The sequence below is a fragment of the Nostoc sp. MS1 genome (assembly GCF_019976755.1).
Lineage (GTDB): Bacteria > Cyanobacteriota > Cyanobacteriia > Cyanobacteriales > Nostocaceae > Trichormus.
In genome coordinates this window covers 1,796,475-1,810,724 of record NZ_AP023441.1, presented here as the reverse complement: position 1 = coordinate 1,810,724, position 14,250 = coordinate 1,796,475, and the positions used below count along the sequence as shown (strand labels likewise).

The window sequence follows — 14,250 nt, the reverse complement described above, 5'->3', positions numbered from 1 at the left end:
ATTTATATATAAATATGCAAATTATTCAATCATTATTAGGTACTCAAGTTAATCCACTTGGGCAAAAATCATATCTTGGATATCAGCATCAGATATCTTCACAGTCAAATAAAAATTATGTACATCAACGAAACAGCAATTTTATTAAACCTTTAGTTACAGCAAAACCATTATTTCCTACATCTAAACTTTTCTTAGCACGTAAACGTCAACCATTCATAGATACATTATTTGCAGATGGGTATGACTTAGATACTTCAGATGTTGATACAGACTTCTCACAAATAAAACTAGAAACATTGAATTTCCCTTTAGAAATAAACACTTCATATAAATTAACAGATATAAAATTTGATATTAGTAATATATCAAATTTTATACAAACACAAATAACTAACGATGTCAGCAACGAAATACTAATAAAAACATGGACTCAAGCAGAAAAACAAGCAAATCAAAAATTACCAACTAAAAAATTACCCCCATCAAAATCGGTTAAGAAAACCAAAACAAAACAAGCAGATAGATCATCTATATCTAAGAGAAAACCCCAGATTAATGATGAAACTCCTATTCTTCCTAAAAGTAATGAAATAAATGTATTCACTACAGATAATTTGCAAACTGAAATATATGATAATTCAATCATACAAGCAAGCGATAGTGAAATAGCCACTATAAATAATACAGTAGAAAATAACAAAACCTTAAACAGAAAAGCTAATGAAAATTCATTACCAATAACTAATGAGATGTTTGTTAATTCTGATGATTATGAAAATGAGAAAATATTAAATCGAAATCATGAACTAAATATAGACATCAGTAATTCATTAGAATACTTAGCATTAAAACCAGAATTAGCTAATAGTAGCGACGAGATTAGTATAACAAAAGAAAATACTAATCAAAAATATCATATATCTAATAAAATCCCAGAAAATATTGATAATGAAGATATTTCTTTTCATTTAAAAAATTCACAAATACAGGCTGAATCTACAGTTATTACACAGCAAAATCCTATCAGAGAAACAAATGAAAATGCACCAGAATCAATTACTTTAAAAACAGAAGCAAATGTATTACATAGTTCTAATATTTTAGAGGATATTATTAAATATGACTCAAATACAGGATTAGATACAAAGCAAAATCTTCAATTGTTAAATGATAGTACAAATAAGAAAGCTATAGAGATAGAACCTTTAGCATCAGAAACTATATTGCCCAAGTCTGAAGATAAATCAAATTTACCTATTTACTTGGATAATACTCAGGAACAGTCTATAGTAGCTAATGTAAATTATTCTGATACTGAAGTTACATTAGCCAATGAAGATGTTATTACACCGAATACTATTAACACCCTACCAAAAATTAATATAAATAATCAGAATCCAGAATATATAAATAATGAGTTTATTGAATTTAACGCAGTATTACCTAATATTGAAACTCAATCAATAGATACATCTGATATTACATCAACAACATCATTAAATTCAGAACATATAATTCCAGAAGCAAATATTAAGACACAGATTACATCGTCCAATAAATCGAAAGAAAATACTGCCTCATTAACACCTATTCAACCTAGTATTGTTTCATCTGCAACACCAAAGGTTGAAAACCTCAATACAGTAGAATCACCAATAATTACGCCTGTTGCTACATCAAATATATTACCACAATCTGAGGAAAACTCTACACAACAACTAACAACTATTCAAGGTCATATTCATTCACCCACAACATCAGAAATTGAAGATATTAACACAGGAATATTACCAACAATTACGCCTGTTTCTACATCGCACATATCATTGCAAGCTGAGGAAATCTCTACACCAGAACTAGTACCTGTTCAACCTCATATAACTTCATCCATAGCACCAGAGATTGAAGATATTAACACAGAAATATTACCAACAACTACGCCTGTTTCTACATCACACATATCATCGCAAGCTGAGGAAATCTCTACACCAGAACTAGTACCTGTTCAACCTCATATAACTTCATCCATAGCACCAGAGATTGAAGATATTAACACAACAGAATTAACAATAATGCCTGTTAGTACATCAGATATATCACTACAATCTGAGGAAGTTATTACACCAGAAATAACATCTGCCCAAAATCACATCTCTTCATCGATAACACCAGAGGTTGAAGCTACTAACACAGCAGGATTAATCAAAAATAAACTTGTTTACAAATCAGACATATCACCAGAATCCGGGGAAGTTATTACACCAGAAATAATATCTGTTCAACCACATTTGACTTCATCTACAACACCAGAGATTGAAGATAGTAACACAACAATCTTACCAAAAATTTCACCTGTTGTTTCATCACATATATCATCGAAATCTGAGGAAATATCTACACTAGATTCAGATACATTTACGTCAGAGATTGCTAATACAGTCTTAACAAATCCCACTGAAAATTTGCTGATTATCCATAGGAATATCAACAATGAACAAATAATTGCCTCCGAGTCGGATTTAGTATTTAACAACCTTGATTTATCAAACCTGATAAATGATTCCGATACATCAGAAAATATATTAACTACATATCCTTCCAACAATACAGACAACACTGCCAATATTGATATTGAACCTGCTACTCTGTTAAATGATTTACCAGCGCCTAAAGGTTATGCTACTGGTGGACAAGTTAATGCAACCTCAGTAGAAAACCATCAACCAGTAGCACCCTCGGATACTGTACCTGCAATGCTGACACCTGGGGAATTTGTGATCAACGCTAAGGATGCGCAAAAAAATCTCCAGATTCTCAAGCATATTAACATTGGAGGTTCACCAGAGGAGGTAATATCCCCTAGTTTAGAGGTAACGCCTTCCCAAACACCAGAAACCAACTCGTTACTACCTACGACTAAAGTCGATTCTTTTGTTGAGAGTCCAATACAGCGCCAAAGTGCGGAACCTGATACACTTACAGAACTAACTCCCCTAAGTTCTCCTTCCTTGGGTGTGGAAGTTGCGAAGCAAAGGCGATCGCTTCTCAACCATCCCCAAGATACAATGCAAAATACAACTCATGTTTCCCCAGCACCTTCTCCCCAATATTCATCACCTTCCCTAATTTTCCGTAAGACTCATTCAACTACCAACACCCAAACCCCTTCTCAATGGTCTAGTGTTGAAGAATTATTAAATGCTAATCATGATGAGTTCACTAATTTTAACTTTGGTTGCGTAGAGGGAAACTGGCAAAATTCCCCATCTTCTCAGTTTGCATCATCCTCAACACCAACACATATTTCTACTAAGCGATTTTCTCAACCCCAAGGTTACGCTAATGGCGGAGAAGTTTTAGCACCCGATATCTCAAGAGATATTGCACCCATTACTGAGACTATAAAAAGCCCAGATTCATCTTTACCAACAGCAGAAAATGATGATAATGAAGATGGAGAAATTGAAGCTTTAGCTCAGGCTGTTTATTATAGATTAAGGCAAAGAATCGAAATAGAAAAAGAACGTCAAGGCATATATGTAGGTCGCCTACCTTGGTAACATTGCTTTGAGTTTTTAATTAAAACCTAGTTTAGCTATCTATCAAATATTACATCAATTTTTTGACTGATATAAGTACTATTCAACAATTTTAGTAAGGATCATTTAATGGCTAACCAAACACTTGTAAAAGCAAAACTTGTAGCCTATAAAGGTGAAGCGCCAGATATTGAATTAATGTTTAATCCCACAGACATTAGTTTTTCCCGTAGCGTAAGTTGGGCGAGTAATGAAGGTAATAGAGGAACTACTCTACTACCTAAAGTTAATTTTTCTGGAGTTGAGCCTTACAAATTTACTTTAAAGCAGTTACTTTTTGATACTTATGAAACTAAAGAATCAGTAATGAAGAAGTATATAGATAAGATAAAAAAAGGAGTAGAAACCATTAATGGCTCCCCTGATCAACGCCCACCAGTTTACATATTGACCTGGGGAAGTGAGTATTTCTATTGTGTTATGACAAGTTTAACTTATACATTGAATATGTTTTTAACTGACGGCACTCCAGTAAGGGCAATAGTAGAAATATCCTTACAGGAAGTAGATAAAAATAATATGCCTGGAGGTAAACAATCAGCTTCTCAAGGCGCAAATCGTACAGCAAACTCAGCATTAGACCATTAACAACATTACTAATAAAAATTATATATCATTATGCCAGCAGACCGTAGCCTTTATTTAAGTGAACCTAAAATTCAGATAGAGGGACAAAATGCTTCTCCTGAATTGATGAAGGATTTATTGCAAATTACTGTAGAAGAAAGCCTCCATTTACCAGCAATGTTTACCCTGGTAATACATAATAGTTATCTGACTACAGTTAACCGTTCAGAATATAAAGAGTGGCGACACGATAAATTATTTAAGATTGGCAAGGAAATAAAAATAGGTTTCATTTCTAGCACTACTCAAGATAGAAATTTTAAGGATAAATTAGAAAACTTTTTAATTGAAGGGGAAATTACAGGTATAGAAACTCACTTTAATGAGAAAACAGAAGCACCTGTGATTGTCCGGGGTTATGACATTTCTCATCGCCTACATAGAGGGCGCTATAATCGCTCATTCCTCAACCAAATGGATAGTGATATAGTCAGAAAAATAGCTGGAGAAGTCGGTATAGCGATAGGAAAAATAGACTCTAGTGGCGTGAAGCATGAATACGTCTTTCAAGAAAACCAAACTAATATGGAGTTTTTGAGAGAACGGGCGGCGCGTATTGGATATGAATTATTTATTGAGGATGGAAAATTAAATTTTTGCCAACCTCAAAGCAAAAATTCATTAAATTTGAAATGGCTAGATGAAATTAGTAAATTTAGTGTGCGCGTGACTAATGCAGAACAAGTAGATTCTGTAGAAGTGCGGAGTTGGGATTTTACCCAAAAGAAATTGATTACCTCACAAGCCAAATCAGAAAAAGTAATTACTGAAACAGGGAATGGGAAAGGAAGTAAAACCAGTACAGCATTCAAAGGTAAGCCCCCCACCCCGAAAATGATAGTTGTAGATCAACCCGTGGCGACAGAGAACGAAGCCAAAAAGATGGCTCAGGCTTTGTGTGATGAACTCGGAGGAGAATTTGTCTATGCGGATGCTCAAGCCTACGGAAACCCCCAAATTCGTCCAGGGCGAATAATCAATCTTCAAGGTATGGGCGATCGCTATAGTGGTAAATATTATGTTACAGAAACACGCCACTTTTACAGCCAGCGAGTTTATACAACAGATTTTAGTGTACGCGGCTTACGTCCAGGCAATTTATTTTCTACCCTATCCACACAAACACACCTGCAACCAGGGCAAACATTTTTAGTAGGAATTGTCACCAATAATAAAGACCCCAAAGGTTGGGGAAGAGTAAAAGTTAAGTTTCCCACCTTAACCGAAACAGATGAAAGTAACTGGGCGAGAGTAGTCGCTATAGGTGCAGGCCCTAATCGTGGTTTTGATTGTTTACCAGAAGTAAATGATGAAGTTTTAGTAGGTTTTGAACACGGCGATATTCATCGTCCTTATGTACTTGGTGGAGTGTGGAACGGTAAAGATGCACCACCAGAAAAAGTAGCTGATTCAGTTGTTAAAGGTGTAAGATTACGTACCTTCAAAACTCGTACAGGACACACCCTACAGTATATCGAAGAAGATAAAGGAGGCAGTAAAGCAGGTATTCGTTTGGAAACTACCAAAGGTCACAAAATTTATCTTAATGATAGCGATCAGTTCATAGAGATTAAAACCACTGGTGGTCATGTTATTAAAATGGATGATAGAGGTAAATCAATTACTATTGAAACCACTGGTGGTCATAGCATCAAAATGAACGATGCAAGTCAATCAGTCGCTATTAAATCAACAGGCAATCTCGATATTAACGCCACTGGTGTAATCACCATCAAAGGTGCGTTAATTAAACTCAATTAATCTCCGCGCCCCTCCGCGCTAACCTCCGCGCCCCTCTGCGTTAAAAAATTATCCATAAACACTCTACTTCCTTCTTTCCTCCTCATGTCCAAACCAGCAGCCAGAATTACCGATAACGTCGCCCATCCCTTACCACCAGTCTTAACAGGAGGCCCCGGTAGCCCTAACGTACTCATTGGCAACTTACCAGCTTGGCGGGGAATACCTGCAACTGCCCTTCCCGCTTTACAGTCTACTAAACAAGGATTTGATATCGCTATCCAAACGGCGGAAGCTGCGACCAAAGCCGCAGCAGGTACTCCCGGCGCACCCGCCGCCCTAGCTGCTGAACAAGCCACCAAAGCCACTGCCTCCGCCACCATGAGTAGCATGATATCTGCCGCCGCCGCCTCCTCTCCTCCAGGAATGGCGGACATTCATCAATGCGCTACTCCTTTACCTATTCCTCCCCACGGCCCTGGTGTAGTAATTGATGGTAGTAAAACAGTTTTAATCAATGGTTTACCCGCCTCCCGCATGGGCGACACCATCCTCGAAGCATTAGGCCCTACTAATAAAATTGTCAAAGGCGATGTTACCGTCTTGATTGGTGGTTGATGGTTGACAGAAAAATTACGAATTATTGTTCGACTTTTGGCGAATAGGCGTAGGCTTGGGGTGTCGGTATCTTTTTAATAGATGTCATAGCCACATAACACCAATTTAAAAAAGAGTGAGACAGATAGACACCAACAAACTCCTGTTACATATGACTGTCTTAATTTTGAATTTTGAATTTTGAATTTTGAATTGATATGGTTTATGGTCAGCGAAAAGATTATCTAGGAAATGGTTGGGCTTTCCCTTTGCAGTTGAGTTTGCAAGGGGGAATCAAAACCAGTAGTGAAGATCAAAAGGTTAGAGAGTCTATCTGGATTATTCTCCGAACGGGAGTTGGTGAGCGCGTTTATCGACCTAACTTTGGTTCGCGCTTGTCGGAGTTGGCGTTTGCACCTTTGAATACTGATACTCTACTGCGGATACGTCTTTACGTATTGGAAGCTTTGGAGGTGTGGGAACCACGAATTATTGTAGACGAAGTTCTGACCGAACCAGACCCTATACGTGGCAGAGTCAACATCATCATCAATTATCGGCTGAAGGATTTTGCCGATATTTACAACTTTGTGTACCCATTCTATTTGCTGGCAGCTGGAGAGGAACTGTGAAATTCGACTTTTTGCCACAATTACCATCTTCTAACTTAGACGATCGCACCTTCGATGATCTAGTAGAAGAAAGTATCATGCGTATCCCTCGCTACTGTCCCGAATGGACAGACCATAACCTTAGCGACCCAGGAATCACGCTGATTGAGTTATTTGCTTGGTTAACTGACCAAATGTTACTTAGGTTTAACCAAGTACCCCGAAAAAATTATGTAGCCTTTTTAGAATTACTCGGTATTCGTCTCCAACCACCAGCCCCAGCACATACAGAATTAACTTTTTATTTAAGTTCTGACCTACCCGAAGCCTACACCATTCCCGCAGGTCTGGAAGCCTCAACAGTACGCACTGAAACCACCCCAGCTATTACATTTAGTACAGATTCGCCTCTCATTATTGGTAAACCGCAGATTCAGCACTTTTTAACTGCCCAAGCCACCGAAGACATCCCCCAATCTCTACGCGAAAGGTTAGCCAATGTCTGGACTCGTCAACCTAATGGCTTGTGGGCAGGGAATGAACAATCTATATTTAGTGAACAACCCCAAGTAGGCAATTGTTTTTATTTAGTTATTAATTCTAATGACCTTCTTGATGGTAATGTTTTAGAAATTACCTTCCAAGGCGCAGCCGCCACCCCCACAGGCATTAACCCCAATCAACCGCCCCGCACTTGGGAAGCTTGGGATGGAGAAAATTGGCAACCAGTCTTATTAAAAGAAGCCGACGACTATACCAAAGGTTTCAGCTTCTATGAAATTGAACAACAAGGTACTAACCCCGCCCAAGGTGCTGATGTACGCCTGCATTTACCGCAGACTTGGCCTGTAACTACCTTTACCGTTTACAGGGGTCGCTGGTTACGTTGTCGCTTGATTACACCAAACTCAAATGAAGAGGGTTACAACCGTCCACCACAAATTACTGGGTTAGCAGTGCGGTCAATTGGTGGAACTGTGAGGGCTACCCACAGCACCCTGATTCAAGATGAACGCTTGGGAATTAGTAATGGTAAACCAGGACAGAGTTATCAGTTACTCATGCCACCAGTGTTAGAACGGCGGGAAAATGAGTATATAGTTGTCACTCCCCCTGGTGGTTTACCGCAGACATGGCACGAAGTGAGAGATTTTGCCGATTCTAGCGCCCAAGACCTGCATTACACCATCGATTCCATCACCGGGACGGTGCAGTTTGGGCCGTTGATTCGGGAACCTGGACAACTCAAACGCCAAACAAAAGTGCGATCGCGCATCCAAGAACCGACCAATACAGATGAAACGGTTGTCCAAGCCAGTGACATAGAAAACGCCCAAGAACATCAGTACGGGGCTGTACCTCCAAGGGGTGCAGAAATTAGAATGTTGGCTTATCGTACTGGTGGCGGTAGGGAAGGGAATGTACAGAGTGGCTCAATCCAGTTTTTGAAATCTGCATATCCCTATGTAGCCAGTGTAATTAATTATCCGCCAGCAATTAACGGTGCAGATGGGGAATCTTTAGAACAAGCAGTAATTAGAGCGCCGCGCATGTTGCGTACCCGCGATCGCGCTGTTACAGCCGAAGATTTTGAAGTTTTAGCCCAACAAGCAGGCGCAGGTGCGATCGCTAGAGTCCGTTGTTTACCAGCCGGTGCTAATAGACAAGCTGGTACAGTTGGTTTACTAGTTGTCCCTTACGCCAATACAGATGGTATTGAACTAGGTGAAGGTATCCCACCACAACAATTTGCCATCAGTCCAGCATTGCAAGAACAAGTCCTGAAATATTTAGACGAAAGGAGATTGCTAGGAGTACAAGTACAACTACAAGAACCGGAATATGTAGGCGTTTCTGTGCAAGCTGAGGTAGTTTTAGAACCTGCTTATAATAACCCGTTAGCCAGAGCAGAAATTTTACGTAACCTGAGAAAAGCTCTGTATAAATATCTCAATCCTCTCACTGGCGGGATGGAGGGTAAAGGTTGGCCATTTGGACGACCCGTTTACATTTCAGAGATTATGGTTTTACTGCAACAAACCCCTGGTGTCAGGCATTTAGAGTCAGTTTTACTATTTGCCATCCGCAAGCAAGGAGATACATGGAGACGGCAATCTTCCCCAGAACAAATCATAGATCCCGGTAGTCAAGGTTTAATCTGTTCCTGGGCTGATACTAGTTTGCGATCGGGACACGATATTCAAATCAGCAATCGTTAAACAGTTGTTATTAGTCATTAGTCATTAGTCATTAGTCCATAGTCATTAGTTTTTCTTCCCTGCTCCCCACTCCCTAAATTCTATGGTACAAAGTCGTTCTAGCCCTGCGGTTCGTATTAACTTAACCCCGATGCAAATACCGGAGGCTGTACCAGGTGCGGGGTTAGCTTTCACTAAGCCGGAAAGGATGGATGCAACAGCCCAAAGTTTGGTTCTGCATCCAGGGGAACCTAGCGAGATGATTGTGCAAGTGCAGAATTTAGAACAACGTCCTATTAGAGTGAGTCTCAAAGTTGAAGGTAACTTTCCTGTTGAGTGGTGTCAAATTGGTACAGAAGGAAATGAAATCCCGGCGCGAGGACAGATGGATGCTGTTCTCTATTTCACCGTTCCCGCCACCTTTTTTGAGGATCAACAGGCGATTATTCCTGGACAAAAGGATAAATTGGATCTCGACTTTCGTAGCTTAGTGGCGATCGCAATTGATTCAGGTACAGACAGAGAACAAATTCAGCACAGTGAATATTTTAATTTATATGTCCGTCCTCACAGTGCTTACATGGAATTTCTGCCCGTTTTATATCGGGAAGTAGACTTTATTAGTCGCTTCATGAAGATATTTGAGCAGGCTTATCAACCAGCTATTGATAGTTTTAATGTCATGTGGGCAAACCTTGACCCCTTGACAGCACCAAAGGCACTATTACCATTTTTAGCTCACTGGGTGGGGTGGCAAATAGATTCAGTTTGGAATTTAGATCAACAACGGCGTTTAATTCGCCGTGCAGTTGAACTTTATCGTTGGCGAGGAACTCGTAAAGGGTTACGGCTATATTTGCACCTTTATACAGGCTTACCTTTAGATGAGGATATAACTAACGAAACGGAAAAACATATTAGTATCACCGAGCCTTTTGGCCCCAGTTTCGTTTTAGGAACAGCACAATTAGGTAGTGCAGTTTTAGCAGGTGGTCAAGCATATAACTTTAGAGTCTGCTTACGTCCTCATCATGCTCACATCAACCTCAATGAGCAATTAATCCGCCGTATCATTGACCAAGAAAAACCCGCTTTTTGTACCTATGAATTAATCATAGAAAACTTTAATAACTGAGAGTAGAGTAACCTCGCTCATCATACTTAGTCTTTAATTTTGAATTTTGAATTTTGAATTTTCAATTAATATGACTCACCCATTTCCACCGCCACAAATTCAACCTTTTGAACGCCTAAATCCTTCAGATGGGTTACTCATCAATGCTGAACGTTGGAGTAAAGCCCATGAATATCACCGTCAACGGCAAAACGCATACTTTCAAAGTTTACACCAACCGGGAATCGTCTGTGGTTTAGGCGTTCGCCCAATTCCTGCACCCCGTCAAACAGGCGCAGAATACAGAGATGGACGTTGGGTACAAATTCAGCCAGGAATTGCTATTGATGTCATGGGAAATTTAATAGTTGTTTCTCCCCAAGCATATCGTGACGTTGATATTAATTTAGAAGTAGCTAGTTCTGAACCAGTCATGATTTACTTAGTAGTGAGCTATGTAGATCCTGACGAACTGCGCAATAGACAGCAAAGAGATATTGTCCAAGAAACCTATCGTATTGACCAAAAAATTTCTCCGCCAGAACCATCAGAAATTGAAATTTGCCGCATTTGGTTAGAGCCAGGACAAACTACAATTAGTAAACCAGCCGATGCTTTTTATCCTGGTTATAACAATATTGATTTACGTTATCGCCGCCACGCACAAGCACGTCCTCAAGCCTTAGTGAAAATCGCGCAGGTTTCTCGTAGCGATGATGGTGAATATGCGCGTAATTTCTTCAACCTTGCGTACCTATTACAATCAGTAGAACCTTTATATTCACACTTACGCGGTGCTGATGAACCCAGTGAGGTGGCGCTATCAGAAAATATTCAAGAATACGATTTACTTTATCTGACAGGTAAACAGTCACTATCTTTAAATAGTTTTGAGTTTGACTCACTGAAAAATTATTTGGATTCAGGTGGAATATTATTGGTTGATGCGCCGTTAGATGCTAATGCTTTAATTGAAAGTACCCATGCTTTAGCACAGCAATTAGAAACTCCTTTACGACCATTAACAGAGTTACAAAGAAGTCATCCTTTAAGAACAAAACCTTTTCTATTTGCAGCTTTACCTATTATCAATCAACAGTTACTTCAATTGTTCTTAGGTGGAGGAATAATTTTAGTAGTTGGTGATTTAGCCTCTGCTTGGGGAATAGACAGGGAATTTAATTTACCCAGGTTAACTATTCGTACAGCGCAAGAACTAGGAATTAATATACTCAACTATGCTTGGAAGCGGCGACAGTTACTAGGCTTACAACAAGAAGATAATTCTGGACAATGGTAATATTTGGTAGAGTGGGCATTTATCTCTGTGTTTTCCGTGACTTTGTGGTTTAATAAATTATTTTTACCACAGAGGCACAAAGTTAAGAGATTATTATTTTGGATTATTTGCATTTATTTCATTCGTTTTGTTATTTTGTACTTCTCTGATTAAAGATTCAAAATCACTATTATTATTTCCGCCTCTGCTTAACAATTTCTTGATTTGATTGATAATTGAACTCATATCTCTGGCTAACCATCTACCAAGGTTATTGATAAAGTTTTTCAACTTTTCAAACATACCTAATTCAATAGTTAAATATTCATGATTGCGAGGATAAACAACCTTACCCTTTTCGGTTTCAAAATATTCTCCCTCTGGCATAAACATTGATTTGAGTGGACTTTCTTGTCTTGCCATGTCTACTTCTGGACGTTTATTACTGAGGAATAAAACATCATATACTGTGTTGTTCCAAGTAGCCCAATAATGATTTTGGAAAAACCACCGTTTACCGTTATCGCAATTACGTTTTCTGCCTTGGTATAAAGTGTCAGGAGCTTCGCTTAAGAAAGGCTTCTTGATTTGTGCAACTGTGACATTTTGAATGCCAAAATATTCTTGCGCTACTGTTTGAAAAGCTTCTGCTAATGTCCGACAATCTCCTTCTCTGGTTCCTTTTAGCAGAGTTACACCTTGCTTATAAGTCATTGTATATTTAAATGATATATTCTTGAAATTATGCAGGAGTTGTTCAAGAATTTTTTCTTTTGGTAAAGTCTCATCTATGCCATGAACTAATTCTTTCGCCACTGCATAATTACTCAAAAATATTTGTTTGGAATTTGCTGCGCTGTTATTTGCTTCTTCAACATTGCTTTCTTTGTTCTGGCTAGTTGTAGCCTGTGATGTGCCTTGTTTTTGGATAGTTTTTTGATTAATTTGGTTAACTACAATACCAGCCACTTGATCTGCTTGCTGCTCAAATTTATCTCCTGGTTTAGCGATCGCTAACTTTGCCTGCACAGATGGTATTCTATCAGGATGATGCAGCGCGATATTCTCCAAATTGTGACCAAACCCAGCACCTTGTTCAACTCGCCTATGCAGCACATCATTCATCTTGGCTTGTAGTAAGGTAAGTTGTGTCTGTCCTTCTGGGGTAATAGTGCCGTGTTTGGCTTGAATTGCTAATTTTGTCGCCTCAATTTGCTGCTGTTGAAACTCTTGATTTTCTGCTTCTGTTTGCGAAAGCGGCGTATTTGTCTGCTGTTGCGTTTTGTGCGTCGATGGGTGCGATTGAAACTGAGCCTCTTCTGATACAGTAGCGGATGAATCAGCCTTTTTGAGAATTTGCTGCCGTTGTTTCATCGCTAACCCCACAAATTAACAAGTTAATTATGACAATATTATCTCACCCAGCTATAGGTAAGGTTGGTTCGACTTTAGTCTAGTTTTTGACGTTTGCTACAAAAAGTCTTTTGGCGATCGCTTTTCGATAAAATACAGTTAAATGCGATCACTTGTGGGGAAATGCTTAATTTGTAGAATAGGCGATCGCTTGGTTAATTATCATATTTTTTAGGCAACCTTTGGAGAATTTTTAGAGGATGCGTCAGATAGAATCGGGTCAATATCTTGGCTTTTATCTCGTTGGATAAATTCATCTAGTAGTTGAAAAAAGTAATCAAATGCAGATTTTTCATCAATACAAGTGAGTAGAATAATTTTATCCCAAGCGTTAACAGTGCGAATAGATAAGCGATTCTGTAGCCAAGGTTGGAAGTTTTTATAGAAATCACTTTCTGTTTCAGTATTCACGATACCTAATTCATCACGAGAAAAGCGATAGCCGAGAATGAACATCCGTAAATTACTCACGGAGGCTGTACCCAAATATAAGCTTGGTTTGGTTTTAATTTTCTCTAGTAAATTAAATAATGCACTCATTCACCTTAACTCCGTTAAAAAAGTTTAAAACTCCTCAATTACTTCTACCTTAAACTCATTAGATAAGGAAGTAAAATCATTAATCCAGTCATCTGGTGATAGCCCTTGTTCGGAAAGGTTATCGAAAATTTTACCAAAAACTTCAACTCCATAATGAACACCATTTTCAGTGATAGTTTCAACGCAACCCTGTTGTTCTAAACGCTCGCTGAGAATAAAGTCTTCATTGTCATACTTAGTTGATAGTCGCCAAAGTTTACCTTGAATCCCGCGTTGTTTGAGCCACTTTTTAAGTGTATTTGCACATTCTTCACAATGAAGTAGTGGAAATCTAATGACAATATTACCAATAGCTTTATGAATTTCTGCAATGGCTAAATTATCTGGGAAATCATTCAGAAAATCTACCTCCTGACATAATTTTAAACTTGTTTAAACGTTAAAGTAATCGCGCTTCCCGAAACTATAGATATATCAATACTCGCTATCGACTTAAGTGTAAAGTCATTAGCTATTGTTTGCCATTCCT

General features: G+C 38.6%; 11 protein-coding genes. 8 read left to right on the top strand and 3 right to left on the bottom strand.

Translation table 11 applies throughout. The features are described from left to right. Positions 1-14 precede the first annotated feature (14 nt). The 8 genes from NSMS1_RS07920 to NSMS1_RS07885 all read left to right on the top strand — a co-directional run bounded on the left by NSMS1_RS07920 (position 15) and on the right by NSMS1_RS07885 (position 11,789). Positions 15-3,563 carry a hypothetical protein gene (locus NSMS1_RS07920; RefSeq protein WP_224092373.1) on the top strand — a complete coding sequence of 1,183 codons (3,549 nt, stop codon included), beginning with the start codon at positions 15-17 and terminating at the stop codon, positions 3,561-3,563. 108 nt (positions 3,564-3,671) lie between these two features. Then, positions 3,672-4,190 carry a hypothetical protein gene (locus tag NSMS1_RS07915; RefSeq protein ID WP_224092372.1) on the top strand — a complete coding sequence of 173 codons (519 nt, stop codon included), beginning with the start codon at positions 3,672-3,674 and terminating at the stop codon, positions 4,188-4,190. Between the two features lie 30 nt (positions 4,191-4,220). Beyond that, on the top strand, positions 4,221-5,990 hold the full coding sequence (locus NSMS1_RS07910; RefSeq protein ID WP_224092371.1) for a VgrG-related protein: 1,770 nt from the start codon (positions 4,221-4,223) through the stop codon (positions 5,988-5,990). 84 nt (positions 5,991-6,074) lie between these two features. Beyond that, complete coding sequence (locus NSMS1_RS07905; RefSeq protein WP_224092370.1) at positions 6,075-6,587, top strand: PAAR domain-containing protein; 513 nt, start codon at positions 6,075-6,077, stop codon at positions 6,585-6,587. A gap of 197 nt (positions 6,588-6,784) precedes the next feature. Continuing rightward, a complete protein-coding gene (locus tag NSMS1_RS07900; RefSeq protein WP_224092369.1) occupies positions 6,785-7,198 on the top strand; it encodes a GPW/gp25 family protein in 414 nt (137 codons plus the stop codon). Beyond that, positions 7,195-9,396 (top strand): putative baseplate assembly protein, encoded by a 2,202-nt coding sequence (locus NSMS1_RS07895; RefSeq protein ID WP_224092368.1) that lies wholly within the window; start codon positions 7,195-7,197, stop codon positions 9,394-9,396. The genes NSMS1_RS07900 and NSMS1_RS07895 overlap by 4 nt, the downstream gene beginning before the upstream one ends. Positions 9,397-9,478: 82 nt before the next feature. Then, positions 9,479-10,510 (top strand): phage tail protein, encoded by a 1,032-nt coding sequence (locus NSMS1_RS07890; protein WP_224092366.1) that lies wholly within the window; start codon positions 9,479-9,481, stop codon positions 10,508-10,510. 70 nt (positions 10,511-10,580) lie between these two features. Continuing rightward, on the top strand, positions 10,581-11,789 hold the full coding sequence (locus tag NSMS1_RS07885; protein ID WP_224092363.1) for a DUF4159 domain-containing protein: 1,209 nt from the start codon (positions 10,581-10,583) through the stop codon (positions 11,787-11,789). A 93-nt stretch (positions 11,790-11,882) separates the two neighbouring features. On the opposite strand, the gene NSMS1_RS07880 is transcribed toward NSMS1_RS07885, so the two are convergent. The 3 genes from NSMS1_RS07880 to NSMS1_RS07870 all read right to left on the bottom strand — a co-directional run bounded on the left by NSMS1_RS07880 (position 11,883) and on the right by NSMS1_RS07870 (position 14,084). After that, on the bottom strand, positions 11,883-13,142 hold the full coding sequence (locus tag NSMS1_RS07880; RefSeq protein WP_224092362.1) for a hypothetical protein: 1,260 nt from the start codon (positions 13,140-13,142) through the stop codon (positions 11,883-11,885). A 210-nt stretch (positions 13,143-13,352) separates the two neighbouring features. Next, positions 13,353-13,721 (bottom strand): hypothetical protein, encoded by a 369-nt coding sequence (locus NSMS1_RS07875; protein WP_224092361.1) that lies wholly within the window; start codon positions 13,719-13,721, stop codon positions 13,353-13,355. 24 nt (positions 13,722-13,745) lie between these two features. Then, entirely contained in the window at positions 13,746-14,084 is a 339-nt protein-coding gene (locus NSMS1_RS07870) for a papain fold toxin domain-containing protein (protein WP_263432584.1), read from the bottom strand. Between the last annotated feature and the right edge of the window lie 166 nt (positions 14,085-14,250).

Coding starts and splice junctions, on each gene's coding strand:
- NSMS1_RS07910 (WP_224092371.1), top strand. CDS start 4,221: ATGCCAGCAGACCGTAGCCTTTATTTAAGTGAACCTAAAATTCAGATA.
- NSMS1_RS07885 (WP_224092363.1), top strand. CDS start 10,581: ATGACTCACCCATTTCCACCGCCACAAATTCAACCTTTTGAACGCCTA.
- NSMS1_RS07920 (WP_224092373.1), top strand. CDS start 15: ATGCAAATTATTCAATCATTATTAGGTACTCAAGTTAATCCACTTGGG.
- NSMS1_RS07905 (WP_224092370.1), top strand. CDS start 6,075: ATGTCCAAACCAGCAGCCAGAATTACCGATAACGTCGCCCATCCCTTA.
- NSMS1_RS07875 (WP_224092361.1), bottom strand. CDS start 13,721: ATGAGTGCATTATTTAATTTACTAGAGAAAATTAAAACCAAACCAAGC.
- NSMS1_RS07880 (WP_224092362.1), bottom strand. CDS start 13,142: ATGAAACAACGGCAGCAAATTCTCAAAAAGGCTGATTCATCCGCTACT.
- NSMS1_RS07890 (WP_224092366.1), top strand. CDS start 9,479: ATGGTACAAAGTCGTTCTAGCCCTGCGGTTCGTATTAACTTAACCCCG.
- NSMS1_RS07900 (WP_224092369.1), top strand. CDS start 6,785: ATGGTTTATGGTCAGCGAAAAGATTATCTAGGAAATGGTTGGGCTTTC.
- NSMS1_RS07915 (WP_224092372.1), top strand. CDS start 3,672: ATGGCTAACCAAACACTTGTAAAAGCAAAACTTGTAGCCTATAAAGGT.